Genomic DNA, 25,972 nt, shown 5'->3' with positions numbered 1-25,972 from the left:
TCCGGTGAACGGGACACGACGATGACGGGACGGTTGAACGGCAAGAGGGCCCTCGTGATCGGCGCGGCGCGCGGCATCGGCCGCGCCATCGCCGAGCGCTTCGTCGAGGAGGGCGCGCGCGTCACGATCAGCGACGTCTCGGAGGCGGGCGCGGAGACCGCGAAGGCGATCGGCGCCGCCTTCGTCGCGGCCGACATCGCGACCGAGGACGGCGCGAACGCGACCGTCGAAGCCGCGCTCGCGGCCCATGGCGGGCTCGACATCCTCGTCCAGAATGCCGGCATCTATCCCTGGACGCTGATCGAGGACATCAGCCCCGCGGAGTGGGACGCCGTCCTCGGCGTCAACCTGCGCGGCACGTTCCTCGCCGCGAAGGCCGCGCTCGCGCCGATGCGGGCGGCGGGCGGCGGGCGGATGGTCTTCACCTCCTCCATCACCGGCCCGCGCGTGACGAGCCCCGGCCACGGACACTACTCGGCCTCGAAGGCGGGGATCCTCGGCTTCGTGCGCTCCGCCGCGCTCGAATGGGCGCGCTACGGCATCACCGTGAACGCCATCGAGCCCGGCAACATTTTGACGGAGGGCATGGAGCGGGAACGCGGCGAGGCCTTCATTCGCGAGATGTCGGCCTCCGTCCCGGTCGGCCGCCTCGGCACGCCGCGCGAGATCGCCCACGCGACGCTCTTCCTCGCCTCCGACGAGGCCGCTTACATCACCGGCACGACCATCGTCATCGACGGCGGGCAGACCCTCCCCGAAGGCGGCATGATCCACATGCCCGCCCACTGATGTCATCCTGACCCGCCGGCGGCCGGGGCCGCGCCCGCCCGGCACAGCGCCGCCCTCCCCGTTCCGGAGGAGGGACAAGCGACGTTCCGGCGGAGCCGACACCCTCAGGACCGCGCCGAAGGGCGGATGGGTCAAGGGCGAAGAGCGCAGCGTCCCTTGAGGCGTCCGTCCTTCGGCGCGAGCCTCGAATCACGAGGGAGCGCGGGGCACGGCCCCATCAGCCGCGCCCCGCCACGACGCCGCGGGCGGCCCCCGCCGGGCCTTACCCCCCGATCCAGCGCGGCGCGTTCAGCATGTCCGGCACGAGCCCCGCCGGGAAGGTGATGCCGAGCCAACGGGCCAGCATGCAGAAGATCGCCGTCGTCGCGATGCCGATCAGCACCGACCGCACGACCCCGACCGGCGCGTTCACGATGAGGTAGGCCGTAAGGAAGAGGCCCGCCGCGACCGGGAAGCCCACCACATAGCCGACCGCCCACAATCCGAGGAACCACAGGAATTGCAGGCCGAGCGGCTGCTCGCGCGGGGCGGTCGCGGAGGAATCGGCGAGCTCCGGCACGACCCTGCGCGTCAACGCCTGGCGCGCGAGGACGATCGCGATGAGGACGAGCCCGATCGTCGCCACCGACAGCGGGTAGACGCGCGCCATGAAGCCGAAGCCCGACGCGTCCCACACCACGAGGCCGGTGAAGGCGAGGAAGACCAGCGTGAAGGCGATCTGGAGCGGCCGCGTCGAGAGCGCCTCCGCCTCCACCTCCTCCTTCGGGTTCGTGCGCCGCTGGAGGACCGCGAGCACGATCACCCCGATCGTCAGCGCGAGGAGGACGAGGGCGATCGGCCGCTCGAAGATCGAAAGGCCATAGATCTGCGCCGTCTGGTAGACGGACGCCTCGAGCCGGGTCGACAGGACGAAGCCGATGAGGAGGGCCGGGCGCGGCCAGCCGAAGCGCATCATGAGGACGCCGACCGCCCCGAGTGCGGCGAGCGTCGCGACATCGTTCCACGAGCGCGTCGCCTGGAAGGCGGCGAACATCACGATGACGAGGATGAACGGCCCCACCACCGTGTAGGGCACGGTCGTCAGCAGCGCGACGGGGCGGGCAAGCCCCAGGCACATCAGGACGACGAGCACGTTCCCGATCGCGAGCGACCAGATGATGATGAAGGTGAGGTCGAGGTCGTTGCGCAGCATCCCGACGCCCGGCTCCACCCCGACGAGGATGAAGCCGCCGAGGAGGACGGCCATCGCGCCGGACCCCGGAATGCCGAAAAGGAGCGTCGGCACCAGCGCGCCGCCCTCCTTGGCGTTGTTCGCCGATTCGGGCGCGATCACGCCGCGAATGTCGCCCTTTCCGAAATTGTCCCGGTCGCGCGAGGTCTGGACGACGTGGCCGTAGGCGATCCAGTCGACCACAGAGCCGCCGAGGCCCGGAAGCGCGCCGACGAGGCTGCCGATCGCGGCGCAGCGCAGCACGATCCAGCGGTGGCGGATCGCGTCCCGCACGCCCGTCAGCATCCCGAGGCCGAGCTGCTGGTTCTCCACGATCGCCTTCTTGCGCGACAGGAGGTCGAGCACCTCGGGGACCGCGAACATCGCAAGGCCCACGATCACGAGCGGCACGCCGTCGCTGAGATAGGTCGACCCGAACGACATGCGCAGATCGCCCGTCGCGGGCGCCGCCCCGATCGAGCCGATGAGGAGGCCGACGCAGCAGGCCGCGAGCCCCTTGAAGACGCTGCGCCCGGTGAGGACGCCCACCATCGAGAGCCCGAACACCACGAGCATGAACTGCTCGGCGAAGCCGAAATAGAGGATGACCGGCCGCACCCCGAAGATCGCGACCGAGAGGAGGAGCGCGCCGAAGAGGCCGCCGCAGAGCGAGGCCGCGAAGCCCGCCCCGAGCGCGCGCGCCCCCTCGCCCTTTTTCGCGAGCGGAAAGCCGTCGACGACGGTCGCCTGCGACCCGCTCGTCCCCGGAATGCCCATCAGGACGGAGGGGAAGGTGTCGGAGGTGGCGGTCGCCGAGAGCATGCCCACCATCATGGCAAGGGCAAGGCTCGGCTCCATGCCGAACACGTAGGGAAGAAGAAGCGTCAGCCCGGCGATGCCGCCGAGCCCCGGCAGGATGCCGATGATGAGGCCGAAGAAGACGCCGCCAGTGAGGTAGAGGAAGTGCACCGGCTCGAAGAGCTGCGCCCAGGCCGCGAGCATGGTCTCCACGGGACCGTTCATGGGCGGGCCTCCGGACGGGCGGCGAGACGGCGGCGGCCGGCGTCAGCGCCGGCGGCCGCGACCAGACGCAGGCCCCCCCGTCCGAAGACGGGGGAGGCCGCGCCCCACGATGCGAGGGGAGACATCGGCCGTGTTAGCGCGCGACGCCGAACTCTTCGGAGAGCCAGCCATAGAGCCAGTCACGGGCCTCGCCGTCGAACTTCAGCGCGGCCTGCCAGCGGTCGTCCGCCTCCTGCCCGGTGAGGGTCGGATAGCCGCCCGTCAGCTTCTCGGTGGCGGCGATATATTCGGGATCCTCCGCCATCGCCTTGGCCGCCGCCTCGTAGGCCGCGACGATCTCGTCGGGCGTGCCCTCGGGCAGGAGCACCGCCTTGGAGGCCATCACGCGGCTGAAGAACATCGTCTGCCACGCGTCATAGGCGGGGCCGGAGGGCGCCGCGCCGAGCACGGTCTCGGCCGCTTCCGGGAAGCTCGGCAGGTCCGGGAAGGCCGGATCGCGCACGCGCTCGCCCTTGGCGTCGACGAAGCCCATCGCATAAAGCGGCACCGCGACGCCGCTCTCCACCATCGGCACGACATAGGTGTTGTAGGCGAGCGGGTTGTCATAGGAGATCGAGATCTCGCCCCGCTCGAAAGCCTGCTTGGCGTCGGCGCGCTGGAGGCCGAAGATCGGCGTCACGTCGAGGCCAAGAATGTGGAACTCGATGAGCTGCACGAGGTCGGCCGAGGTCGGCGTGTGCGCGCCCGAGCGCAGCGCCGCGTCCTCGCCGAGACCGGCAAGGCCCGCGACGTCCTCGATCCCGAGGCTTTCGTGCGCGTAGACCATCATGCCGAGCGGATTGACCACGACCGGGGTCATCGTCGACAGGTCGTACTTCACGCGCGGGTCTTCGAGGAGCGCGTTCATCAGCGTCGAGGTCGAGGTGACGAGGAGCGTCAGCCCGTCCGGATCGGCGTTCTGCTGGAAATTGTTGGTGCCCGCGATCGCGCCCGCGCCCGGCACGTTGCGCACGATGATCGTCGGGTTGCCCGGCAGGTGCTTGCCGAGCTGGGCGCTGATGAAGCGGCCATAGGCGTCGGCCGCGCCGCCCGGTGAATAGGGGACGATCACCTCGACCTGCTCACCCTCGAGGGTGAAGTCGGCCCGCGCCGCGCCGGTCGTGCCGAGCGTCATCGTCAGGGCAAGGGCGGCGGTGAGCGCCGTCAGGGTCTTCGTTTCAATCGTCATGTCTCGTCTCCTCCCGTCATCTCTTTGTATGTCTGGGGTCGTGATTGGGAACGTCTCGCGGCGCTCAGGTCGCAACGGGCTCCGGTGTGCGGGCCGCGCGCGCCTTGATGCGTGCGTCGATCTCGAGGATGCGGCGGGCGTGGGCGGCCACCGGCGGGTCGATCATCCGCCCGTCGACGCTGACCGCGGCGTCGCCCGCCGCGATCGCCTCGTCGAGCGCGGTCACGATCTTCTGCGCATTGGCGACCTCGTCCTCGGACGGGCTGAACGCCTCGCGCACGATCGCGACCTGGTCGGGGTGGATGCAGGTCGCGCCCCAATATCCGAAGCGGCGCGAGCGCTCGGCGATGGCGCGGAAGCGCTCCTTGTCCTTGTAGCCGGCGAGGCTCCCCATCAACCCGATCGGGGCGACGCCGGCGGTGGCGGCCGCGAAGATCATCTGCTGGCGCGGCCACAGCAGCGTCTCCTCGTCGGAGGCGCCGTGGACGGCGGCGGCAATGTCCTCGCCGCCGAGCGTCATCGCCACCACGCGGTCCGAGGCCGCGGCGATCGCCTTCATGTCCCAGAACGCGTCCAGCGTCTCGATGAGGACGACCATCGCCATCGGCGCGCTGCGCGAGACGTCCCGCTCCAGCGTGTCGAGCAGCTCGGCGAGGAGGCGCACGTGGGACGGCCCGTCCGCCTTCGCGACGGTGATCGCATCGGCGCCGGCCGCAACCGCGGCGCGAACGTCGTCGACGGCGAGCTCCAGCGGGCGGTTGATGCGCACGAGAACGTCGAGGCCCGCCGCATGGAGGGAGGCTGTCGCCGGGCCGAGCGCGGCGCGCGCCTCGGCCTTCGCGCCCGCGGGAACGCTGTCCTCGAGATCGAGGATCACCGCGTCCGCGCCGGACGAGGGCGCCTTCTCGACGAAGCGCGCCTTGTGGGCCGGGACGTAGAGCAGCGCGCGCCAGCGGGCGGCGATGGAGCGGCTCGGATCACGCGGCATCGTGGACCTTTCCTGCGATGACCACGCCCGTCTCGGCGAGGCGATCGATTTCGTCGTCGGCGTAGCCGAGCCCGTCGAGGACGTGGCGGGTGTCGGCGCCGAGCGCGGGCGCGGGGCGCTTCGGCGTCTCCCAGTCCGAGGAGAACCGGTTCGGCATGCGCATGTTGCGGATCGGCCCCTCGACCGGGTGCTCGATCTCGCCGAAGAGGCCGACGGCGTTGAGGTGCTCGTCCTCGAGGAGGCCCTCGAAAGTGCGGTAGGGCAGCGAGGGAACGTCGAGCTTGCCGAGGATCTCGAGCCACTCGGCGGTGGTGCGCTTGGCGAGCGCCTCGCCCCGGACGCTGTGATAGGCCTGGACGTTCTTGAGGCGCGCCCGCACGGAGGAGAAGCGGGGATCGTCCTTCAACTCGGGCTGGCCGATCGCCTCGAACAGCGCGAAGGCCTGCTTGTCGGTGTTGGCGGTCACGCAGATATAGCCGTCCGATGTCGGGATCGGCTGGGCGAGCGGATTGAGGATTCTGAGGTCCCCCGTCGGTCCGTCCGACCCGACGAAGACACGCTGGCCCATGTGCTCGTTGAGCACGAATTCGGCCATGTTCTCCAGCATCGGGACCTCGATCGACTGCCCCTCCCCCGTCCGCTCCCGGTGGAAGAGGGCGAGCATGACGAGCTGCACGGTCACGAGGCCGACGATCCGGTCGCAGATCGTCATCGGCACATAGCGCGGCTCGCCGGTCATCCGCTCGTTGGACGCGGCCATGCCGGACGCGCCCTGGATGATCGAATCGTAGGCCGGCCGGTCCTTGTAGGGGCCGTTCTTGTCGAAACCGACGATCGCGCAATGGATGATGTGCGGCGACTTCGCCCGGATCGATTCGGCGTCGAGGCCGAGCTTGCCGAGCGCCTTCACGCGCATGTTCGTCAACACCACGTCGGACGAGGCGATGAGGCGTTCCATCAGCTCGCGCGCGCCAGGCGCCTTGAGGTCGATGCCGATCGAGCGCTTGTTGCGGTTGAGGTTCAGGAATTTGGGCGAGAATTTCCCGCTCGGCGAGGCGCCGCCGAGCGTGCGCATGAGATCGCCCTCGGGCGGCTCCACCTTGACGACGTCGGCGCCAAAGTCGGCGAAGAAGCGCGTCGCGAGCGGCCCCACCACCACCGAGGTGAGGTCGAGGACGCGGATCCCTTTCAGCGGCAGCGCGCTCACGCGGCGCGGCTCCACAGGAGGTCGGCGGTGGCGGCGATGAAGCCGTCCGCGTCGACCGCGCAGAACTCGCCGGTGATGCCGGCCTCGGTCTCGCCGGTGCGCCGGGCCATTAGCGTGACCTTGCGGTTCACGAAGAGCGGGCGGCGGTTGCGCACCGCGAATTCCAGGAGCGGGGCCGGATGGATCTCGGCGATCAGCTTCAGCCCCATGATCGAGGTGAGGCCGCCATTCACGACGCGATCCGGATAGCCCTCCTCGCCCCGCGCATAGTCGGCATCATAGTGGATGAGGTGGCCGTTGAAGGTGATCGAGGAGTAGCGGAAGAGGAGCGCGGGCGACGGCACCACCTCGCGCGTCCACTCGAAATCCCCCTCCGGGCGGTCCTCGGCGGGCGCGGCCTTCGCGCCGGCCTTCGCCTCCTCGCGATAGACGATTTTCTGCTCCTCGGTGACCGCGACCGCGCCGCTTTCGCCGGTGATGTCGTGGACGACGGTCACGAAGGCGAGGAGGCCGCTGCGACCCATCTTCGGCGTCACCTCGGCGATGCGCGAGACGCGCTTCACCGGTTCACCGATCGTGAGGGGGCCGCGGAAGATCAGCTTGCGCGAGGCGAACATGCGGCGCGGAAGGCCGAGATCGGGCAGGAACTCGCCCTTTTTCGGGTGGCCGTCGGGGCCAAGCTCGGCCGTTGGGGCGAGCGGGGGAAACAGCGTGACATGCCAACCGATCGGGAGCGTCGCACCCGGCACGAATGGGGTCGGATCGAGATCGAGCGTCGCGGCGAGGCGGCGCACCTCGGTGCCCGACACCTCGTCCCTCGCGTGCTCTTCACGGCCGACCCACGTCGAAGCGTCCGCGGAAATGCGGTCGAAGGCATTCACCCTGGCGTCTCCCAATAGCCCTTATCGTTGGCATCGAGACTAAACGCGGGCCGAAGCTGCCTCCAATGCAATTATCGGCATTTTACCTGCGTAGCGTGCAGCAATCGCGACACCACCTCACCGCGCCTTCAGCCGCTTGGTCACGAGGTCGCGCATCAGGCGCGTCGCGCCGGAGAGCGGAACGTCGCTGCGCCGGATGAGGCCGATCGCCCGCTCCACGCGCGGCTCCACGAGCGCGACGGGCACCAGCGGCGGATGCACCATCTCCCCCGCGATCGCCGGCAGGACCGCGACCCCCACCCCTGCCGCCGCGAGGCTGACGGCGGTCGCGAGGTGCTGCACCTCGTAGACCCAGTCGAGGCCGATCGCGTGGGACTGGACGGCCGATTCGATGAGCCGCCGCGTTCCGCTGAGGCGGCCGATCGAGATGAGCCGCTCCCCTTCGAGCGCGCGCCAGGGGATGCACGTCTCCTTCGCGAGCGGCTTGTCGGGCGTGACGAGGGCGACGACCGGCTCGGTGAAGAGCGGCTCGATGATGAGGTCATAGTGGTCGGCGCCGATGAAGCTGATGCCGAAATCGGCCCGCTTGTCGCGCACCCGCTCCAGGATCTCCGTCGCCGAGAGGTCGGTGATCTGCACCCGGTTCGCCGCGTCCTCGGGGAATTCGGCGATGATGCGCGGCAGAAGCTGGGCGGCGATCGTCGGAAGGCACGCGATCCGGACATCGGGCTTGCCGAAGTGGCCCTGGGCCCGCAGGTCGCTCACCGTCGCTTCGAGATTGGACAGGATCTCCTGGGCGCGCGGCAGGAACTCGGCGCCGACGCGCGTCAGCGTCACCTGCCGCGTGGTGCGGCTGATGAGGACGACGCCGACCGATTCCTCCAGCTTCTGCACGCGGCGGCTGACGGCCGTCGCGGAGAGATTGAGCCGGTCCGCCGCGAGGCGGAAGCTCCCATGCTCGGCGACACTGACAAAGGCCTGGAGCCCCAGAATATCAAAGCGTTCCACGCGATCCTCGTTGCGCCAGTCCCGTCACCGCCGAACAATCCGGCACACCCGCCCTATCGATCGTTGCGCGTCGCGGCCGCCCCCGATAAGCCCGTAGCATCCTTGCGAGCGACGAGAAGCGATCCGACTATGGCACGATGGGCTTATCTGTTCTGGAACAGCCTCTCGGGGGTCGGGCTTCTCCTCGGGACGCTGGCCTTCGCGGCGGCGCTCACCCCCTCCCTCATCCCGCGCACGGCGGTCAACCAGGGCGTCCTCGCCGGCGCCGGGTTCGCGATCGGCTATTGCGCGGGCGTCCTCCTGCGCTGGCTCTGGCACTATATGGAGCTGCCGGAGCCGCGGCGGTGGCTGCGCGTGGTCGTGAATGTCGTCCTCGCGCTCGCCTGCATCGCGGTCGCCGCCTACACGCTGCGCGAGGCGGCCGGCTGGCAGAACGACGTGCGCGCGCTGATGGGCATGGAGCCCGTGCGCGACGCGCGGCCCTTCACGGTGTGCGGTATCGCCGTCGCCGTCTTCCTCGTGCTCCTCGCGCTCGCGCGGCTCTTCGCGCTCGTCTTCCGCGCCCTGTCGGACCGGCTCTACCGGGTGCTGCCGCGCAAGGTCGCGAACGTGATCGGCGCGGCGCTCGCCATCCTCCTCTTCTGGAGCGTCGTCGACGGGGCGATCGTGCGCTTCGGCCTCCAGGCGATCGAATCCTCCGCGCAGGAGCTCGACGCGCTGATCGAGGCGGACATTCCGCGTCCCACCTCCCCGCTCCGCTCCGGCGCAGAGGGCTCGCTTGTCGCGTGGGACGATCTCGGCCGCGCCGGCCGCCTCTTCGTCGGCTCCGGGCCGACGTCAGAAGACATTGCCGCCTTCACCGGGCGCAAGGCGAAGGAGCCGCTGCGCATCTATGCGGGCCTGCGCGCCGGCAACACGCCCGAGGAGCGGGCCGACGTCGCGCTGAAGGAGCTGATCCGGGTCGGCGCGTTCGAGCGGTCGAACCTCGTCGTCATCACGCCGACGGGCACGGGCTGGGTCGACCCCTCCGCGATGGAGCCGCTCGAATATCTCCTCGACGGCGACGTCGCGAGCGTCGCCCAGCAATATTCGGTGCTGACGAGCCCGATGTCGCTCCTCGTCGAGCCGGAGCGCGGGGCGGAGGCGGCGCGCGCCCTCTTCGCCGCCGTCTACGGCCACTGGCGCACCCTTCCGCGCGAATCCCGCCCGCGCTTCTATCTCCACGGCCTCAGCCTCGGCGCGCTCAACTCGGCGAAGTCGGCCGAGCTCTTCGAGCTGATCGGCGACCCGATCGACGGGGCCCTGTGGAGCGGCGCGCCGTTCGAGAGCGCGTTCTGGCGCGACATCACCGACCGGCGCAATCCGGACAGCCCCGAGTGGCTGCCGCGCTTTCGTGACGGCGCGTTCGTGCGCTTCATGAACCAGGACGGCGGCAACGTCCCCGAGGGCACGCCCTGGGGGCCGCTGAGGGTGATCTTCCTGCAATATGCGAGCGACCCGATCACCTTCTTCGAATATCGCGGCTTCTTCCGCCGGCCCGACTGGATGGACGAGCCGCGCGGTCCGGACGTGTCGGCGACGCTGCGCTGGGTTCCGATCATCACGATGCTTCAGGTCGCGCTCGACATGGCCGTCTCCACCAGCGCGCCGATGGGGTATGGTCACCTGTTCGCGCCGGAACATTATGCCAGCGGCTGGGTGGAGCTCATGGACATCGACTGGGACGCGGCGGACCTCGCGCGCCTCAACGCACACATGCGCCGCGCGCCGCTTTTCGGCGCCGACAGCGCGGGCGGCTGAGGATGGCGCGCCCATTCCAATCCACCGCCGGACGATCCCGCACTTGCGAACAATTTCCCCGCACCGCAATATCAGGCATCGCGATCTGGCGAGGCGCGCCGGCCGACCGCTGGCCCGATAGCGCGGCCCACCCTCCGGCGCGCATCGATGGAGACGACCCAAGATGAGATATTTCTACCTCGCCATCATCATCATCTTCGCCGGGGCCGTGGTGATCTTCGCGCTCCAGAATTTCACCTCGGTCACCGTGACGATGCTGGGTCTCAGCCTGACGCTGCCGCTCGCCGTGCTCGCGCTCGTCATCTACCTGCTCGGCGCTGTCACCGGCGGCGTCCTCTACCGGCTCCTGCGCTACTCCTACACGAAGTCGAAAGTCACGCACTGAGCCGCCCGTCCCGCGTCCCGTTCCGGATTGGTTGAATGTCACAGTCTGATCTGCCCACCACCGCGTCCGACACGCCGGGCGCGGCCCCCGCGGCCGGCCGCGAGAACGTCCTCATCGACCTCGCCCTCCAGGGCGGCGGCTCGCACGGCGCCTTCACCTGGGGCGTGCTCGACCGGCTCCTCGAAGAGCCGTGGATCACCGTGGAGGCGATCTCCGGCACCTCCGCCGGCGCGATGAACGCCGCCGTCCTCGCCGACGGGTGGACCGATGGCGGCGCGGCGGGCGCACGCGCCGCGCTCGACGCCTTCTGGCAGCGCGTCTCGCGCGCGGCGAAGACGAGCCCGCTCCAGCGCTCCATGCTCGACCGGATGCTCGGCCGCTGGTCGCTCGACACCTCGCCCGGCTACGTCATGATGGACCTCATGACGCGGATGCTGTCGCCCTACGACCTCAACCCGTTCGGCCTCAACCCGCTGCGCCGCGTCCTCGCCGAGAGCGTCGATTTCGACCGGCTCGTGCGCTGCCCGATCAAGCTCTTCATCACCGCGACCAACGTTCACACCGGGCGCGGGCGCATCTTCCGCAACGCCGAGATCACGCCGGACGTGCTCCTCGCCTCGGCCTGCCTGCCGACGATGTTCCAGGCGGTGGAGATCGACGGCGAGCCCTATTGGGACGGCGGCTTCGTCGGCAACCCGACGATCACCCCCCTCGTGCGCGAGAGCAACGCGCAGGACACGATCCTCGTCCAGATCAATCCGCGCGTGCGCAAGGAGACGCCGAAATCGGCGGCGGAGATCCTGAACCGGATCAACGAGATCTCCTTCAACTCCCCGCTCATGAAGGAGCTGCGGATGATCGCGCTGATGCGCCAGGTCGCCGACCCCGGCTCCGGCGAGGGGGCCCGCTGGGCCGCGATGCGCCCGCACCGCATCATGACCGACTCGCTCGCCGAATATGGCGCCTCCTCCAAGCTCAACGCCGAGTGGTCCTTCATCTCGATGCTGAAGCAGGAGGGCTATCGCGTGGCCGACGAATTCCTGTTCGTCCACGGCGAGGATCTCGGCAAGCGTGCCACGAGCGACCTCGACGTGCTCCTCGCGGAGTGCTGACCCCTCGATATCGCGCGTAACGGTCCCATAAAGGGGAGGTGCAACTGTTCCTCCCCGACGGCCCGCCGATCTCAGTCGTGGCGTCTCCAAAGGACATGAAACGCCATGCGCATCCGCGTCGCGACCTACAATATCCGCAAGTGCGTCGGCCTCGACTGGCGACGCGAGCCGAGCCGCATCCTCCACGTCATCAACGAGCTCGACGCGGACGTGATCGCCCTCCAGGAGGCGGACCGCCGCTTCGGCTCGCGCATCACCACCCTCTCCCACACCAAGCTCGTCGAGGACGGGTGGCGCCCGGCCTCGGTCGCGATGCACGAGGGCGGGCTCGGCTGGCACGGCAACGCGATCCTGTTGAGCCCCAAGGTGGAGGTCGAGGACACCCACCGCGTCGACCTGCCGGCCTATGAGCCGCGCGGCGCCGTCCTCGTGGACGCGCGGATCGACGGCACGCCGGTGCGCATCGTGGGCACCCATCTCGGCCTGACGCCCGACCGGCGCGCGGCGCAGGCCCGCTTCATCGCCGAGATGCTCGCCTCGCGGAAGCCGCGCCCGACCGTCCTGATGGGCGACCTCAACGAGTGGCGCTCGAAGGCGGGGTGCATCTCGCTCTTCTCACGCTCGCTCGTCTTCGCCGACCCGGCGCCGACCTATCATGCGAGCCGGCCGATCGCCGCGCTCGACCGGATCGCCACGACACCCGACATCGAGGTCCTGGAGCGCGGCGTTCATCATAGCGACGTCGCGCGCCGCGCGTCCGACCATCTGCCGCTGTGGGCCGACCTCAAGCTGCCGGGAACGAACTGAGCGATGTCGATCGAATCCGTTATCGCGCTCCTCCTGCCGATCGCGCACATCAGCGGCACGATCTGCGCCTTCCACGCGGCCTATCACGCCCACACCACCGAGGGCGGGATCGCCTGGGCGGTCTCGCTGATCGCCTTCCCCTGGCTCGCCCTGCCGGCCTACGCCCTCTTCGGCCCGCCGGCCTCCAACACGCTGACTTTGCAACTCGAGGACGTGCGGCGCCGCGCGCTGCCGCCGATCCGCGCCGAGATCCCGCCCGAGGCGCTCGTCCCCGACGATCACACCGCGCCGCGCTACGATTTTCTCGCCGACCTCGCCCCGACGCCGATCACCATGTCGCCGGTGCCGGAGCTCCTCCATGACGGGCCGACGATCTTCAAGACCTTCTTCGACATCGTGGAGAGCGCGGAGAAGGACCTCTCGGTGCAGTTCTACATCATCCGCGACGACAAGGTCGGCACGCGCTTCCGCGACGCGCTGATCGAGCGGGCGCGGGCGGGGGTGAAGGTGCGCCTCCTGCGCGACAGCATCGGCTCGCGCAACACGCGCGCGGACTATTGGCGCAAGCTGCGCGATGCCGGCGTCGAGGTGCGCAATTTCGACGTGAAGCGCCGCATGTCGCGCATCCTCTACATCAACTTCCGCAACCACCGGAAAATCGTCGCCGCCGACGGGCGCGTCGCGGTGGTCGGCGGGCCGAACATGGCCGACGAATATCTCGGCCCGAGCAAGTGGTTCACGAACTGGCGCGACACCGCGCTGCAGCTGACGGGACCAGCGGCCGCGCTTGCCGAATCGACCTTCGTGGAGGACTGGCTGTGGACGGGCGGCGCGCCGATCACCCCGGCCGAGCATCCCCCGCACACGCACGACCCGTCCGCCCTCTCCCCGATCCTCATCTACCCGACGGGTCCGGCGGACGAGCTTCCGGCCTGCTCGCTCAGCCTCATCCACCTCATCACCGAGGCGGAGAAGCGGGTGTGGATCGCAACGCCCTATTTCGTCCCCGATCTCGACGTCCTCACCGCGCTGCGCGTCGCGGCGCTGCGCGGGGTCGACGTGCGCGTGATCATCCCGCACGTGCCGGACCACAAGGTCGTCTGGTACGCCGCCTTCGCCTATGCCGGGGAGGCGCTGAAGGCGGGCATCAAGATGTACCGCTACAATGACGGCTTCATGCACCAGAAGACGATGCTGGTGGACGACTGGGCCGCCTCCATCGGCACGGTCAATCTCGACAGCCGCTCGCTCCGCCTCAATTTCGAGAACACGGTGTTCGTGTTCGACCCGACCTTCAACGAGCAGGTCGCGGCGATGCTGGAGACCGACATGGAGAATTCCATCGTCTTCGACCAGGCCTTCTTCGACGCACGCAGCAACCGCGTGCGCATCATGGCGCCGGCCGCCCGCCTCCTCGGCCCCCTTCTGTGACCCCGCTCAGGCCGGGCGCTGATATTTGATGAAGGGGGTCAGCGTCCCGATCTGGTCGTAGAGCTTGCGGGCTGTCGCGTTGAAATCCTGCGTCATCCAGTAGACCGAGGGGGACCCCGCCTCGTCCGCCGCCTTGTAGACGGCCTCGATGAGCGCGCGCCCGACGCCCTTCCCCCGCGCCGCCTCGGCCGCGAAGAGATCCTGCAGGTAGCAGACCTTCTCGATCCGCCAGCAATGGGGGTGGAAGAAATAATGGACGAGACCGACGAGCGCGCCCTCGCTCTCGGCCACGAAGCCGCGCGGACCTGCCTCGTCGTCGCTGAGGAGGCGCGCGAAGGTCGTCGCGTAGATCTCCGGCGGCAGGGTCGTCTTGTAGAAGGTGAGATAGCCGCGCCAGAGGTCCTGCCATTGCGGCTCGTCGTCAGGGACCAGGCGGCGGATGGTGAGTGCGGTGTTCATGAAAAGGCCTCTCGCGCGGCCCGGAGAGTCGCGCGAGAGGCCCGTCCTTGTCCATCCCCGAAGGGCGCGCCGCCGCCCGGAAGGCGGCGGCCGTCGCCTCAGCTCTCGGGCAGCGCGTAGGCGATCACGTAGTCGCCGATCGGGGTCTCCATGAAGTGGTGGCCCCCCGGCGCGATCAGCACATATTGCCGCCCGTCGACTTCATAGGTCATCGGGTTGGCCTGGCCGCCCGCCGGCAGCAGGTCCTCCCAGACCGTCTCGCCCGTCTCGATGTCGATCGCGCGGAAGAGATTGTCCGTCGCGGCGGCGATGAAGACGAGCCCGCCCGCCGTCACCACCGAGCCGCCATTGTTCGGCGTCCCGATCTTGAAGGGCAGGAAAGACGGGATCCCGAAGGGGCCGTTGCGGCGCGCGGTGCCGAGCGGCGTGTCCCACAGCGTCTTGCCCGTCTTGAGGTCGATCGCGCGGATCCCGCCATAGGGCGGCCGGGTGCACGGAACGCCCGTATATTCGTCGCGCCAGCCCGCATTCACGTCGATCGCGTAGGGCGCGCCCGCCTGCGGGTCGCCTGCGCCCTCGGCCTTCGAGCCGCCCCCCGCGCCGGCCTCCTGCTCGTTGATCGGCTGAAGGTTGCGCGCATCCGCCTCCTCACGCGTCAGAAGACGGTTGTGGTTGGGGATGTTGTTGTAGTTGGCGATGATGATACCGCGCTCGGTGTCGACCGCGACCGAGCCCCAGTCCGAGCCGCCATTATATCCCGGAAACTGGATCCACGGCTTGTCGGTCGAGGGCGGGGTGAAGAAGCCCGCATAGTTCGCCTGACGGTAGAGGATCCGGCAGTAGAGCTGATCGATCGGGGTGAAGCCCCACATGTCGCTCTCTTTCAGATCCGCATGGCGTAGCGTGTGGTACTCCGACACCGGCTGCTCGGAGGCGAGATAGTCGGGCTCCACGCTGCCCGTCTTCGGCGCTTCGACCGAGCCGACCGGGAAGAGGCTTTCGCCCGTCTCGCGGTTGAGGACGTAGATGTCGCCCTGCTTGGACGGCAGGATGATCGCCGGCACGGTTCCGCCGTCGCTCGGGAAGTCGACGAGGGTCGCCTGGCTGCCGAGGTCGTAATCCCAGACGTCGCGATGGACGGTCTGGAAGGTCCACACCGGGTCGCCGGTCGTCACGTCGATCGCGACGAGCGAGGTGGAATAGTCGTTCTCCGCCTCGGAGCGGTTGCTGCCATAGTAGTCGACCGAGGAGTTGCCGAGCGGGAGATAGACGTAGCCGAGCGCCTCGTCGGCGGTGGCGGCGGTCCACATGTTGGGCGTGCCGCGCGTGTAGACCTCGCCCTCGGGCGGGCCGTTCTTGTTCTCCTCGGGCGCGCCGAGGTCCCAGGCCCAGGCGAGCTCGCCGGTCACGGCGTCGTAGCCGCGCACGACGCCGGAGGGCGCGTCCTCGGCCTGGCCGTCCTTTACCTGCGCGCCCGTCACGACGATGCCGCGCACGATCGCGGGCGGCGCGGTCACGGCGTACCAGCCGGGCACCCGCTCGCCGATCCCGTCCCAGAGATCGACCTCGCCGTTCTCGCCGAAATCGGCACACGGCTCGCCGGTCTTGGTGTCGACCGCGATGAGGCGCGCGTCGAGCGTGCCCTCGATGACCCGCGTCGCGCAGGCGGCGTCGGGGGCGGCGTCCGGGTTGGTGTAGACCGAGACACCCCGGCACGAGGCCGAATAGGGGATGGCGTCGTCACCGACCTTGGGATCGTAGCGCCAGTTCTCCTCGCCCGTCGCGGCGTTGATGGAGATCAGGATGTTCTTCGCCGAGCACATGAGGAGCGCGTCGCCGACCTTCAGCGGCGTCGTCTCAGGCGCATACTTGCCCGCCGCCGCCTCGCTCGGCATGTCGCCGGTGCGGTAGACGAAGGCGCGCTCAAGCTGGCCGACATTGTCGCGCGTGATCTGCGCCAGCGGCGAATAGCGCGTGGCGTCGGCGTCGCCGCCATAGAAGGGCCAGTCGGCGCCGACCTCGGGCTGCGGCGCCGGCGGCTGGCCAATCGCGGCCGTCTCGGTCTCGGCCGTCGCCTCGCTCGCGGCGGTGCCGGTGGCGGGATCGGGGGCGGTGCTGGCGCTCGCGGGCGCTTCGGCGGCCGGATCGCCGGATGGGGTTTCGCTCGCGGCGCTTCCGGTCGCGGCATCGGGCGCCGTCTCTGCGGTCGCGCCGGGCGCAGCCTCCGCGGCGGGCTGCGCCTCGGTCCCGGCCGTGCCGGTCGTAGCCGCGTCGGGGGACGCAGTCTCGGCGGTCGCGGACGGATCGCTCGGCGGCGTCGCGGTCTCAGTCCCGGTCGTCGATGCGGCGGGCGGACTGGCGGTGTCGGACGGCTGGGTGGCGGCCGGCGGGGTCGTGGCGTCGGTGCCCTGTGCGAGGGCCGGTGCGGCGAGGACGAGCGCCATCATCGAGACGGCGCATGTGAAGGTGCGGCCGGTCATGCGTTCACCTCGTGAGTATCGGAAGAGGGGCGGCGGCCGAGGGCCGGCGTCGCCAGAAGGACGAGCACGAGGAGCACGGTCGGGGCAACCACGCGGGGCACCTGCGCCCACCAGTCGAGCCCGGCCTCCCAGTAGGCCCAGCCGAGCGTGCCGATCCAGACGAGAAGGTAGATGTAGAGGGCGGAGATATCGCGGCGCGCGAGAAGCACGGCCGTCGCGATCAATCCAAGTCCGGCAGGCGCGTAGTACCAGCTGCCGCCGAGGGCGATGAGATATGCGCCTCCCGCGGCCAGAACGACGCCGAGCGCGCCGATCACGAGCGCGAGCAGCATCACCACCCAATGACCCACGCCGCGGGTCCTTTGGGTGTCGTGTCGATATGTCATGAAATCCTCGATCTCTTGAGCGGATGCATCCAAGAGGCGACCGGACAAAGCCGACGTCTGAAGGAGGAACGGCCCGAAGCCGGGCATGTTCCGTCCCGGATCGAAGATTGAACGTCCCCGCCGTCGCAGGCGGGGCCGGATGGCGATGGAGCTAGAGGTCGATCGAGGCGTCGACCCAGACGCCGCCCGCGCGGCTCGACTTCACGCACGCCTCGATGAAGGCGAGGCCGCGCGCCCCGTCCTCCACCGTCGGAACGCTGGTCGCGCCGGGATCGGGCGCGCGGCCGTCGCGCTTGGCGGCGATCAGCTCGGCGGCATCGGTGTAGACGTTGGTGAAGCCCTCGATGAAGCCCTCGGGGTGGCGCGTCGGCAGCCGCGTCGACCGGCCCGCCGCCGCTCCGACATCCGGCCCGCCGCGCGTCAGGATCCGCGTCGCCTCGCCGAGCGGGGTGTAGAGGAGGTTGTCATTGTCCTCCCCGTCCCACTGGATGCCGCCCTTCGTGCCGTAGACGCCGAGCGTCAGGCGGTTGAAATTGCCGGTCGCGACCTGCGAGACCCAGAGCGTCCCCGTCGCCCCGCCCTTGAAGCGCATCAGCACGTTGGCATTGTCGTCGAGCTGGCGGCCTGGGACGGTGCTGCGCAGATCCGCGCAGAGCTGTTCGATTTCCAGGCCCGAGACGAAGGCGGCGAGGTTGAAGGCGTGCACGCCGATATCGCCGACCGAGCCGCCCGCCCCCGCGAATTTGGGGTCGGTGCGCCAGGCGGCTTGCTTCTGGCCCTCCTGGTCGATCGCGGTCGCGAGCCAGTCCTGCGCATAATTCGTCTGGAGGACGCGGATGTCGCCGAGCGCGCCTGAGGCCACCATCTCGCGCGCGTGGCGCACCATCGGATAGCCGGTGTAGTTCTGCGTCAGGACGAAGACGAGCCCCGTCTTGCGCACCAGCGCGACGAGCGCCTTCGCCTCCTCCAGCGACACCGTCATCGGCTTGTCGCAGATGACGTGAATACCGGCCTCCAGGAACGCTTTGGCGGGAGCGAAATGCAGGTGGTTCGGGGTCACGATCGAAACGACGTCGATGCCGTCCTCCCGCGCCGCCTCCTTCTCGGCCATCTCCTCATAGGAGGTGTAGGCCCGGTCTTCGGCGATGCCGAGATCGAGGGCGGAGCGGCGCGCATTCTCCGGGTTCGCCGACAGCGCGCCCGCGACGAGTTCGTACCGGTCGTCGAGGCGGGCGGCCATGCGGTGGACGGCCCCGATGAAGGCGCCATGCCCGCCCCCCACCATGCCGAGGCGGAGCTTGCGCGACCCGCCATCATGTCGAGATGATTCAATTGCCATGTCGTTCGGCCTGCTCGTTGCGTTTCTGTGACCCTGATGCGGAAGATGGGCCGGGCGGCGACAATTGCCCGTTTCCGATCCTCAATGCCGCCATGATTGGCGTGGATGGTCCACACCCACAACCTGTTGCCGGAGACTCGGCTATCCCTGGTCGAACCAGCAATCGAATCATGACTCTGGGAGGAGTTCATCCCATCCGCGGCTTCAGATCCCGTGCGAGGTGCTATAGTCACCTCACACAGGACCAAGGCCTGAGGGCTCTTCACGCCAACCAACAGACACTCCGGAAGTTGATGTCATGAAAATTTGCATGATTGGCGGCGGGTACGTCGGTCTCGTATCGGCAGCGTGTTTCTCCGAGTTCGGGTGGTCCGTCACCTGCGTCGAGAAGGACGCTGACAAGCTCGCCACACTGCTGGATGGGCACATCCCCATCTTCGAGCCCGGCCTCGACGCCCTCGTCGACCGCAATCGCGCCGCCGGCCGCATCACCTTCACGGGTGACGTCGCCAACTCGGTGAAGGACGCGGACCTCGTCTTCCTCGCGGTCGGCACCCCGATGCGGCGCGGCAGCGGCCACGCGGACCTGTCCTACATCTACGCGGCGGTGGAGGAGTTCGCCCCGCACCTCACCGGCTTCACCGTCATCACCACGAAGTCGACCGTCCCCGTCGGCACCAGCCGCGAGATCGAGCGGCGGCTGCGCGCGCTGCGGCCCGACGCCGACTTCGCCGTCTGCTCCAACCCCGAATTCCTGCGCGAAGGCTCCGCGATCCAGGACTTCACCCACCCCGACCGCATCCTCGTCGGCTGCGACGACGAGCGGGCGAAGGAGGTGATGAGCCGCCTCTACAAGCCGCTCGCCCTGCGCAACGCGCCGATCATCTTCACCTCGCGTGAATCGGCCGAACTCGCGAAGTACGCCGCGAACGCCTTCCTCGCGATGAAGATCAGCTTCATCAACGAGATCGCGGATCTGTGCGAGGAGGTCGGCGCGGACGTGCAGCAGGTCGCCAACGCGATCGGCTCGGACGGGCGCATCGGCAACAAGTTCCTCCACACCGGCCCCGGCTATGGCGGCTCCTGCTTCCCGAAGGACGTGTCGGCCCTGGTGCGCACCGCGCGCGAGGCCTCCTCGCCCCTCTCCCTCATCGAGCAGGTGCAGATCGTCAACGAAGAGCGCAAGCAGTCGATGGTCACGAAGATCGTGCGCGCCGCCGGCGGCGACGTGCGCGGCAAGACGATCGGCGTCCTCGGCGTCACCTTCAAGCCGAACACCGACGACATGCGCGAATCGCCGAGCCTCGTGATCCTGCCCCGCCTGATGGACAAGGGCGCGACCGTGAAGGTGCACGACCCGCAAGGCCGCCGTCACGCCGAGGCGATGCTGGAAGGCGCCGTCTGGTGCGAGAACGCGGCGAAGGTCGCCGAAGAGGCGGACGTCCTCGTCCTCATGACGGAGTGGAACGAGTATCGCGCGCTCGACCTCTCCGCCGTGCGCAAGACGATGAAGGGCGACGTCCTCATCGACCTGCGCAACGTGTTCAACCCGGCCGACGCCGAGGCCGCGGGCTTCGTCTATCGCGGCCTCGGCCGGCCCGACAGGCTCCTCGAGCCGCCGGTCGCCAAGGTCGTCAAAGCCAACCCATAAGCTCGCGGCGGACCACGTTCTCGATCACGCGCATGCCGTGATCTGAATCGTTGAGACACGGAATGGCGGAGAATTTTTCTCCGCCATTTTCGTAGAAATAGCCGGCATTCTCGACGCCGATCTCCTCGATCGTCTCGAGGCAGTCGGCGACGAAGCCCGGCATCATCACCGCGAGCCGCTTCACCCCCGACTGGGCGAGCGCCTTCACCGTCTCGTCGGTGTAGGGCTTCAGCCACTCCTCGCGCCCGAAGCGGGACTGGAAGGTCACGCGCAGCCGGTCCTCCGGCCAGCCGAGCCGCTCGCGCAGGAGCCGCGTCGTCTTCAGGCACTGGCAGTGATAGGGGTCGCCCTTCAGAAGGTACGATTTCGGCACGCCGTGATAGCTCGTCAGCACCAGCTCCGGCTCGAAATCGAGCGTGGCGAGGTGGTCCTCCATCGAGCGGGCGAGCGCGTCGATATAGACCGGGTCGTCGCACCATTGGGGCGCGGTGCGGATCGCCGGTTGCCAGCGCATCGTCTTCAGCGCGTCGAACGCCTTGTCGTTCACCGTCGCCGTCGTCGCCGCCGCATATTGGGGATAGAGCGGGACGATCAGGATCCGCTCGCAGCCCTTCCTCTGAAGCGCCTCCAGCCGCTCGGCGATCGGCGGGAGGCCGTAGCGCATCGCCCAGTCCACCTCGATCCGCGGATCGGCCGCAAGGCTCGCGGCGAGCCTGTCGGCCTGGCTGCGCGTGATCGTCTTCAGCGGCGACTCGTCGAGTTCCTTGTTCCACACCTGCTCATAGGCCTCGCCCGAGCGCTGCGGCCGGCGCGACAGGATCACGAGGTTGAGGAGCGGCCACCAGATCGCGCGCGGCACCTCGATGACGCGCCGGTCGGACAGGAATTCCTTGAGATAGCGACGCATGGACCAATAGTCGGTCCCCTCGGGCGTGCCGAGATTGACGAGGAGCACGCCGATCCGGCCGAAGCTCACCGTCGGGTGGTCGTCGGGGCGCGGGCCGCCTTCGAGGCCGGCATGCGGGTGTCCCGGCTCCGCGGCCGGTTTCGTGCGATCGATCGTGTCCATGGCGTCCATCTAATGCCGGCGCGGCCCGTTGCGAGACTTTAGAACACGTCTCGTTCAATCCGAGTCGGATTGACCGAGAAAAGCGTGTTCGCTCCATCGATCTGGCGCGATTGCTCTTGGCTCATTGAGCGGCAAGCGCGCCAGCACCGGCCTTGCGACACCGTCGACCGCCCGCCATTGCCCCAGCGACTTGGCGCGAAACATGCCCCTTGTCGACAGACGTCTGCGATGCCGCCTAATCTCCCCCTCGCCGTGCCACGAGACCAAGCCGGCGCATGACAAGGACAGACACGATGCCCACACTGCGCGCCCTTTCCGTCGCCGCCCTTCTGACCGTCGGCGCAACTTCGGCCATGGCCGACACGACGCTGACGGTCTCGAACTGGCTGCCGCCCAGCCATCCGATCGTGCGCGACATCATCATCCCCTGGGGCGAGGCCGTGACCGAGGCGACGGACGGCCGGGTCAAGGTCGAAGTCATGGCCGCGCCGATCGGCAAGCCGCCGGCCCAGTATGACCTCATCCACGACGGCGCGGCCGATATCGGCTTCGGCGTCCACGGCTACACCCCGAACCGCTTCTCGCTGACGACGATCGCGGAAGTGCCCTTCCTCGGCGATTCCTCCGAGGCGCTCTCGGTCGCCTACCAGGAGGTGTTCGAGGAATATCTCGCCGGCGCGAACGAGCACGAAGGGGTGAAGCTCCTCGCCCTGTGGACCCACGGGCCCGGCGAGATCTACATGGTCGCCTCCCCGGTGGAGGACATCGCCGACCTCAAGGGCAAGAAGATGCGCGTCGGCGGCGGCCTCGCGAACATCGTGGCCGAGCGCCTCGGCATCGTGCCGGTATCGGCCCCCTCGCCGCAGGTTTATGAAATTCTCTCCAACGGCGTCGCGGACGGCATCCTTTTCCCGCCCGAATCCGTACCGTTCTTCAAGATCGACACCGTCGTGAAGCACGGCACCGAAGTGCCGGGCGGCCTCTACAACACGTCCTTCTTCATGATCATGAACGAGGACACGTGGAACGGCCTCTCGGACGAGGACAAGGCGGCGATCGATTCGGTCTCCGGCGTGGAACTCGCGCGCCGGGCTGGCAAGGCCTGGGACGCGGCGGACGCGGCCGGGCGCAAGACGATGGAGACCTCGGGCGTCGCGCAGACGGTCGCGAGCGAGGCCTTCGTGGAGGAGATTCGCGGCGCGCTCGACGGGATCGATTCGGTCTTCATCGACGCCGCCGCGGCGAAGGGGATTGACGGCGCGGCCGCGCTGAAGGCGCTGCGCGAGAAGGCCGCCTCCGGCTCCTGAGCCCCCCGTCCCTGCCATTCGGCAGGGACCCCGGTGTCCGCGGCGCCGCCCGGCGCGCGGACACCGCCCTCTTCCCGTCCCCCGAAGGGTGATTCGTGAAACTCCTCCCCCTCACATCGGCCCTGCTCATCGCGATCGCAGGCGTGCTCCTGATGGCCATGATGCTCCTGACGGTCGTCGACGTCGTTGGGCGCTATGTGTTCAATTCCCCGGTTCCCGGCGCGTTCGAGGCGACGGAGATCATGCTCGCCCTCGCGATCTTCGCGGGCCTGCCGATCGTCACCGCGCGGGGCGACCACGTGACCGTGCGCCTCCTCGTCGACCGGATGCCCGACGGGCCGCGCTTCCTGCTCGACCGCCTCGTGGAACTCGTGGTCGCCGTCCTCCTCGCGGGCGCGGCCTATCTCCTCTACCAGCGCGGCGCCGCGCTCTCGCGCTATGGCGACGCGACCGTCCTTCTCCATATCCCGCTCGCGCCCGTCGCCTACGCGCTGATGGCGCTGAGCGCGGCCGCCTCGGTCGTCGCCGCGGCCCGCTTCGTCCTCCAGATCCTCGCGGCGCGCCGCCCGAACGCCGGAGCCGACCGCTGATGTTCGGTCTCGAACCGTGGGTGCCGGGCCTCGTCGCGCTCGTCGCCCTGATCCTCGTCGGCGTGCCGATCGCCTTCGCGATGGGCCTTGTCGGCAGTGCCGGGCTGATCCTCATCATGGGACCGCGCGGGGCGCTCTCCATCACCGGCCAGACGCTCTTCGACACCGGCCTCTCCTACACGCTCTCGGTCGTCCCGCTCTTCATCCTGATGGGCAATTTCGTGACCCGCGCGGGCCTCTCCGACAAGCTCTACGCCGCCTGCTATGCCTGGCTCGGCGCGCGGCGGGGCGGGCTCGCGATGGCGACGGCGGTCGCCTGCGGCGGCTTCTCGGCCGTCTGCGGCTCCTCCCTCGCGACGGCGGCGACCATCGGCAAGGTCGCCCTCCCCTCGATGCGCCGATACGGCACCGCCGACAGCCTCGCCGCCGGCGTCATCGCGGCGGGCGGCACGCTCGGCATCCTCATTCCGCCCTCGGTGATCCTGATCCTCTACGGGGTGACGACGAGCCAGAATATCGGCGCGCTCTTCATCGCCGGCATCGTCCCCGGCCTCCTCGGCATCCTCCTCTACATGGCCGCCGTGCGCGTCACCTGCCTCATCAATCCGGCCGCGGGCCCGCGCGGACCCGAGACGACGATGGCCGAAAAGCTGCGCGCGACGCGCGGGGTCGGCGGCGTCCTCGCCCTCTTCCTTCTCGTGATCGGCGGGATCTATGCGGGGATCTTCACCGCGACGGAGGCGGCGGGCATCGGCGCGTTCGGCGCGTTCCTGATCGCGCTTTTCAGCGGGAAGCTCACGCTGCGCACCTTCGGCGAGGTCCTCGCGGAGACGGCGACCACCACGACGATGATGTTCTCGATCCTCATCGGCGCGCTGATCTTCGCGAATTTCGTGAACGTCGCTGGGCTGCCCGCGGCGATGACCTCCTTCGTCGAGCATCTCGCCTGGCCGCCCTTCGCGATCCTCCTCGTGATCCTCGCGATCTACCTCTTCCTCGGCATGGTGCTGGAGAGCCTCTCGATGGTGCTCCTCACGGTGCCGATCTTCGCCCCGCTCGTCGGCAACCTCGGCTTCGATCTCGTCTGGTTCGGCATCCTCGTCGTCGTGATGACGGAGATCAGCCTCATCACGCCGCCGGTCGGCCTCAACGTCTTCGTCCTGAAGACGGTGCTGCCGGACGTGCCGCTCGGCACGATCTTCCGCGGCGTCGCCCCCTTCATCGCGGCCGACGTCGTGCGCGTGGCGCTGATCCTCCTGATCCCCGGCCTCGCGCTCTGGCTGCCCAGCCTGATGGGGTGAGGCTCAGCCCGCCTCGTCGGCCGGAAACGGGGTGACGCGGCGCATGGTGAGGTTGAGGCGCCCGCCCTCCGGCAGCAGCCGGGAGGAGCCGGCGAGGACGCGGTCGATGCCGTGATACATGAGCCGCGCCGGCCCGCCGAAGACGATCACGTCCCCGGAGGCGAGGCGCAGCGAGCGGGTCGGCCCGCGCCGCGTCGTCCCGCCCATGCGGAAGACGGCGGTGTCGCCGAGCGAGACGGAGACGACGGGGGCCTCGAACGTCTCCTCGTCGCGGTCCTGGTGGAGGCCCATCTTCGCCCCCTCGCCATAGCGGTTGATGAGGCAGGCCTCCGGCACGCCCGGCGCTCCGACGGCGCGCCAGATCTTGAGGAGGCGCTCCGGGATCGGCGGCCAGCGGCGGCCGGTCTCCGGATGGGTCGGCTGGTAGCGGTAGCCCTTGCGGTCGCTCACCCAGCCGAGCGGCCCACAATTCGTCATCTCCACCGAGAAGGGCGCGCCGGTGCGCGGCATCTGGGGCGTGAAGAAGGGAGCCGCGGCGATCACCCGGTGCAGGTCCGCCACGAGCGCCTTCTGCTCCGTCGCCGGCAGCAGGCCCGGATGGTAGGCCACGCCTTCCGCAATCATCCCCGTCATCGTGCGCCCCTTAACGCGTCTCTCCGGCCGCCTCTTGCCACAACATTCGCGGCGTGGGCAGCGAAACTGCTCAGCCCTTATGCTGCGCTGCGTTAGAGTGTCTCAATGCACGCACTTCTCACCGGCTTGTGAGCGGATCGAGCCGCGGCTCGCTTTGTGCCTTTTCACGCAGACCATACATGCCGAAGCCGAACCCGCCTCGTTGTGCGATGCGGTATCAACATCGAATGGAGCTTCCCTCATGCGTTTCGTCTTTGCCGTCGCGGCCACTCTCGGGCTGGCGCTTCCCGCGGCTGCGGAATCGGTGGATGTCCCCTCCGGCACCTACGTGATCGACCCGTCCCACTCCTCGGTGGTGTGGAAGGTCAGCCACATGGGCTTCTCCACCTATACCGGCATGTTCGACCGCAGCGCGATCGACGCGACGATCGAGCTCGACGCGGCCGACGTGACGAAGTCCACGCTGAACGTGACGCTCGGCGGCCAGGACGTCGTGACGCTCCATCCCGGCCCGGATGATTTCGACGCCGAGATCGCCTCGGACATGTTCCTCAACGCGGTCGAGCACCCCGAGATCACCTTCACCACCACCTCGATCGCGGTGACGGGCGAGAACACGGCCGAGATCACGGGCGAACTCACCATGAACGGCACCACGCTGCCGGTGACGCTCGACACGACGCTCGTGCGCGCCGCGAACCACCCGATGAGCGGCAAGCCCCATCTCGGCATCTCCGCGATCGGCACGATCGACCGCACCGCGTTCGGGATCCAGTCCCTCGCCGGTCCGATCGGCACCGACGTGACGGTCGAGATCCAGGCCGAGTTCGGCCTCGACGGCTAAAGGCGACGCGCCGAGCCCGTCCGCCTTCGCGCCGCGCCGGTCCC

General features: G+C 69.1%; 23 protein-coding genes. 11 read left to right on the top strand and 12 right to left on the bottom strand.

Going from position 1 to position 25,972, the window contains the following annotated elements; all coding sequences use genetic code 11:
• The first annotated feature begins 21 nt into the window (after positions 1-21).
• On the top strand, positions 22-789 hold the full coding sequence (locus tag DBV35_RS05300; protein ID WP_108659165.1) for an SDR family oxidoreductase: 768 nt from the start codon (positions 22-24) through the stop codon (positions 787-789).
• A 262-nt stretch (positions 790-1,051) separates the two neighbouring features.
• On the opposite strand, the gene DBV35_RS05295 is transcribed toward DBV35_RS05300, so the two are convergent.
• The 6 genes from DBV35_RS05295 to DBV35_RS05270 form a co-directional block, all read right to left on the bottom strand.
• Positions 1,052-3,022, bottom strand: a complete 1,971-nt coding sequence (locus DBV35_RS05295; protein WP_245943846.1) for a tripartite tricarboxylate transporter permease — start codon at positions 3,020-3,022, stop codon at positions 1,052-1,054.
• A gap of 133 nt (positions 3,023-3,155) precedes the next feature.
• The gene (locus tag DBV35_RS05290) at positions 3,156-4,250 is read right to left on the bottom strand and encodes a Bug family tripartite tricarboxylate transporter substrate binding protein (protein WP_108659164.1); all 1,095 of its coding nucleotides are present in this window, start codon (positions 4,248-4,250) and stop codon (positions 3,156-3,158) included.
• A 64-nt stretch (positions 4,251-4,314) separates the two neighbouring features.
• A complete protein-coding gene (locus tag DBV35_RS05285) occupies positions 4,315-5,238 on the bottom strand; it encodes an HpcH/HpaI aldolase/citrate lyase family protein (protein WP_108659163.1) in 924 nt (307 codons plus the stop codon).
• Complete coding sequence (locus DBV35_RS05280; RefSeq protein WP_108660562.1) at positions 5,228-6,445, bottom strand: CaiB/BaiF CoA transferase family protein; 1,218 nt, start codon at positions 6,443-6,445, stop codon at positions 5,228-5,230. The genes DBV35_RS05285 and DBV35_RS05280 overlap by 11 nt, the downstream gene beginning before the upstream one ends.
• Positions 6,442-7,326: an HTD2 family dehydratase gene (locus DBV35_RS05275; protein ID WP_157961587.1), complete on the bottom strand. Its 885-nt coding sequence runs from the start codon at positions 7,324-7,326 to the stop codon at positions 6,442-6,444. Before DBV35_RS05275 ends, DBV35_RS05280 begins: the two co-directional genes overlap by 4 nt.
• Before the next feature lie 117 nt (positions 7,327-7,443).
• A complete protein-coding gene (locus tag DBV35_RS05270) occupies positions 7,444-8,334 on the bottom strand; it encodes a LysR family transcriptional regulator (RefSeq protein ID WP_108659161.1) in 891 nt (296 codons plus the stop codon).
• Positions 8,335-8,463: 129 nt separating this feature from the next.
• Here DBV35_RS05270 and DBV35_RS05265 point away from each other — a divergent pair, with 129 nt between their 5' ends.
• The 5 genes from DBV35_RS05265 (at position 8,464) to cls (ending at position 13,869) form a co-directional block, all read left to right on the top strand.
• Positions 8,464-10,134: an alpha/beta hydrolase gene (locus DBV35_RS05265; RefSeq protein ID WP_108659160.1), complete on the top strand. Its 1,671-nt coding sequence runs from the start codon at positions 8,464-8,466 to the stop codon at positions 10,132-10,134.
• Positions 10,135-10,297: 163 nt separating this feature from the next.
• Positions 10,298-10,519 (top strand): LapA family protein, encoded by a 222-nt coding sequence (locus DBV35_RS05260; protein ID WP_108659159.1) that lies wholly within the window; start codon positions 10,298-10,300, stop codon positions 10,517-10,519.
• Positions 10,520-10,554: 35 nt separating this feature from the next.
• A complete protein-coding gene (locus DBV35_RS05255) occupies positions 10,555-11,631 on the top strand; it encodes a patatin-like phospholipase family protein (RefSeq protein ID WP_108659158.1) in 1,077 nt (358 codons plus the stop codon).
• 105 nt (positions 11,632-11,736) lie between these two features.
• Positions 11,737-12,438 carry an endonuclease/exonuclease/phosphatase family protein gene (locus DBV35_RS05250; RefSeq protein ID WP_108659157.1) on the top strand — a complete coding sequence of 234 codons (702 nt, stop codon included), beginning with the start codon at positions 11,737-11,739 and terminating at the stop codon, positions 12,436-12,438.
• Positions 12,439-12,441: 3 nt separating this feature from the next.
• Positions 12,442-13,869 (top strand): cardiolipin synthase, encoded by a 1,428-nt coding sequence (gene cls, locus DBV35_RS05245; protein WP_108659156.1) that lies wholly within the window; start codon positions 12,442-12,444, stop codon positions 13,867-13,869.
• 6 nt (positions 13,870-13,875) lie between these two features.
• Here the strand turns inward: cls and DBV35_RS05240 are convergent, their stop codons facing one another.
• From DBV35_RS05240 to DBV35_RS05225, 4 genes are all read right to left on the bottom strand, one after another.
• On the bottom strand, positions 13,876-14,328 hold the full coding sequence (locus tag DBV35_RS05240; RefSeq protein ID WP_108659155.1) for a GNAT family N-acetyltransferase: 453 nt from the start codon (positions 14,326-14,328) through the stop codon (positions 13,876-13,878).
• Between the two features lie 98 nt (positions 14,329-14,426).
• Entirely contained in the window at positions 14,427-16,808 is a 2,382-nt protein-coding gene (locus DBV35_RS05235; RefSeq protein WP_108659154.1) for a pyrroloquinoline quinone-dependent dehydrogenase, read from the bottom strand.
• Positions 16,805-17,194 carry a glucose dehydrogenase gene (locus DBV35_RS05230; RefSeq protein WP_108660561.1) on the bottom strand — a complete coding sequence of 130 codons (390 nt, stop codon included), beginning with the start codon at positions 17,192-17,194 and terminating at the stop codon, positions 16,805-16,807. Before DBV35_RS05230 ends, DBV35_RS05235 begins: the two co-directional genes overlap by 4 nt.
• Before the next feature lie 151 nt (positions 17,195-17,345).
• On the bottom strand, positions 17,346-18,533 hold the full coding sequence (locus DBV35_RS05225; protein ID WP_108659153.1) for a Gfo/Idh/MocA family protein: 1,188 nt from the start codon (positions 18,531-18,533) through the stop codon (positions 17,346-17,348).
• 298 nt (positions 18,534-18,831) lie between these two features.
• Between DBV35_RS05225 and DBV35_RS05220 the strand changes: the two genes are divergently transcribed.
• A complete protein-coding gene (locus DBV35_RS05220) occupies positions 18,832-20,184 on the top strand; it encodes a UDP-glucose dehydrogenase family protein (RefSeq protein ID WP_108659152.1) in 1,353 nt (450 codons plus the stop codon).
• Here DBV35_RS05220 and hemH read toward each other — a convergent pair.
• Entirely contained in the window at positions 20,168-21,253 is a 1,086-nt protein-coding gene (gene hemH, locus DBV35_RS05215; protein WP_108659151.1) for a ferrochelatase, read from the bottom strand. The two genes, DBV35_RS05220 and hemH, sit on opposite strands and share 17 nt — an antisense overlap.
• Before the next feature lie 293 nt (positions 21,254-21,546).
• On the opposite strand from hemH, the gene DBV35_RS05210 reads away from it, so the two are divergent.
• The 3 genes from DBV35_RS05210 to DBV35_RS05200 all read left to right on the top strand — a co-directional run bounded on the left by DBV35_RS05210 (position 21,547) and on the right by DBV35_RS05200 (position 24,451).
• Positions 21,547-22,560, top strand: coding sequence for a TRAP transporter substrate-binding protein (locus DBV35_RS05210; protein WP_108659150.1), 1,014 nt, complete (start codon positions 21,547-21,549; stop codon positions 22,558-22,560).
• Between the two features lie 95 nt (positions 22,561-22,655).
• Complete coding sequence (locus tag DBV35_RS05205) at positions 22,656-23,150, top strand: TRAP transporter small permease (RefSeq protein ID WP_108659149.1); 495 nt, start codon at positions 22,656-22,658, stop codon at positions 23,148-23,150.
• Entirely contained in the window at positions 23,150-24,451 is a 1,302-nt protein-coding gene (locus DBV35_RS05200) for a TRAP transporter large permease (RefSeq protein ID WP_108659148.1), read from the top strand. The genes DBV35_RS05205 and DBV35_RS05200 overlap by 1 nt, the downstream gene beginning before the upstream one ends.
• 3 nt (positions 24,452-24,454) lie before the next feature.
• Here DBV35_RS05200 and DBV35_RS05195 read toward each other — a convergent pair whose 3' ends face one another.
• Complete coding sequence (locus DBV35_RS05195) at positions 24,455-25,084, bottom strand: alpha-ketoglutarate-dependent dioxygenase AlkB family protein (RefSeq protein ID WP_245943845.1); 630 nt, start codon at positions 25,082-25,084, stop codon at positions 24,455-24,457.
• A 241-nt stretch (positions 25,085-25,325) separates the two neighbouring features.
• Here DBV35_RS05195 and DBV35_RS05190 point away from each other — a divergent pair, with 241 nt between their 5' ends.
• Positions 25,326-25,928 carry a YceI family protein gene (locus DBV35_RS05190; RefSeq protein ID WP_108659146.1) on the top strand — a complete coding sequence of 201 codons (603 nt, stop codon included), beginning with the start codon at positions 25,326-25,328 and terminating at the stop codon, positions 25,926-25,928.
• The last annotated feature ends 44 nt before the right edge of the window (positions 25,929-25,972 follow it).

The organism is Acuticoccus kandeliae (assembly GCF_003073115.1).
The sequence above is the reverse complement of the archived record's forward strand: the minus strand, read 5'-3'. Positions and strand labels throughout refer to the sequence as shown.

Bases quoted from the DNA above. Each gene is read 5' to 3' on its own strand.
- DBV35_RS05235 (WP_108659154.1), bottom strand. From the start codon at position 16,808: ATGACCGGCCGCACCTTCACATGCGCCGTCTCGATGATGGCGCTCGTC.
- DBV35_RS05255 (WP_108659158.1), top strand. From the start codon at position 10,555: ATGTCACAGTCTGATCTGCCCACCACCGCGTCCGACACGCCGGGCGCG.
- DBV35_RS05195 (WP_245943845.1), bottom strand. From the start codon at position 25,084: ATGACGGGGATGATTGCGGAAGGCGTGGCCTACCATCCGGGCCTGCTG.
- DBV35_RS05265 (WP_108659160.1), top strand. From the start codon at position 8,464: ATGGCACGATGGGCTTATCTGTTCTGGAACAGCCTCTCGGGGGTCGGG.
- DBV35_RS05260 (WP_108659159.1), top strand. From the start codon at position 10,298: ATGAGATATTTCTACCTCGCCATCATCATCATCTTCGCCGGGGCCGTG.
- DBV35_RS05190 (WP_108659146.1), top strand. From the start codon at position 25,326: ATGCGTTTCGTCTTTGCCGTCGCGGCCACTCTCGGGCTGGCGCTTCCC.
- DBV35_RS05290 (WP_108659164.1), bottom strand. From the start codon at position 4,250: ATGACGATTGAAACGAAGACCCTGACGGCGCTCACCGCCGCCCTTGCC.
- hemH (WP_108659151.1), bottom strand. From the start codon at position 21,253: ATGGACACGATCGATCGCACGAAACCGGCCGCGGAGCCGGGACACCCG.
- DBV35_RS05200 (WP_108659148.1), top strand. From the start codon at position 23,150: ATGTTCGGTCTCGAACCGTGGGTGCCGGGCCTCGTCGCGCTCGTCGCC.
- DBV35_RS05230 (WP_108660561.1), bottom strand. From the start codon at position 17,194: ATGACATATCGACACGACACCCAAAGGACCCGCGGCGTGGGTCATTGG.
- DBV35_RS05210 (WP_108659150.1), top strand. From the start codon at position 21,547: ATGCCCACACTGCGCGCCCTTTCCGTCGCCGCCCTTCTGACCGTCGGC.
- DBV35_RS05295 (WP_245943846.1), bottom strand. From the start codon at position 3,022: ATGAACGGTCCCGTGGAGACCATGCTCGCGGCCTGGGCGCAGCTCTTC.
- DBV35_RS05285 (WP_108659163.1), bottom strand. From the start codon at position 5,238: ATGCCGCGTGATCCGAGCCGCTCCATCGCCGCCCGCTGGCGCGCGCTG.
- DBV35_RS05225 (WP_108659153.1), bottom strand. From the start codon at position 18,533: ATGGCAATTGAATCATCTCGACATGATGGCGGGTCGCGCAAGCTCCGC.
- DBV35_RS05250 (WP_108659157.1), top strand. From the start codon at position 11,737: ATGCGCATCCGCGTCGCGACCTACAATATCCGCAAGTGCGTCGGCCTC.
- DBV35_RS05220 (WP_108659152.1), top strand. From the start codon at position 18,832: ATGAAAATTTGCATGATTGGCGGCGGGTACGTCGGTCTCGTATCGGCA.
- cls (WP_108659156.1), top strand. From the start codon at position 12,442: ATGTCGATCGAATCCGTTATCGCGCTCCTCCTGCCGATCGCGCACATC.
- DBV35_RS05300 (WP_108659165.1), top strand. From the start codon at position 22: ATGACGGGACGGTTGAACGGCAAGAGGGCCCTCGTGATCGGCGCGGCG.
- DBV35_RS05240 (WP_108659155.1), bottom strand. From the start codon at position 14,328: ATGAACACCGCACTCACCATCCGCCGCCTGGTCCCTGACGACGAGCCG.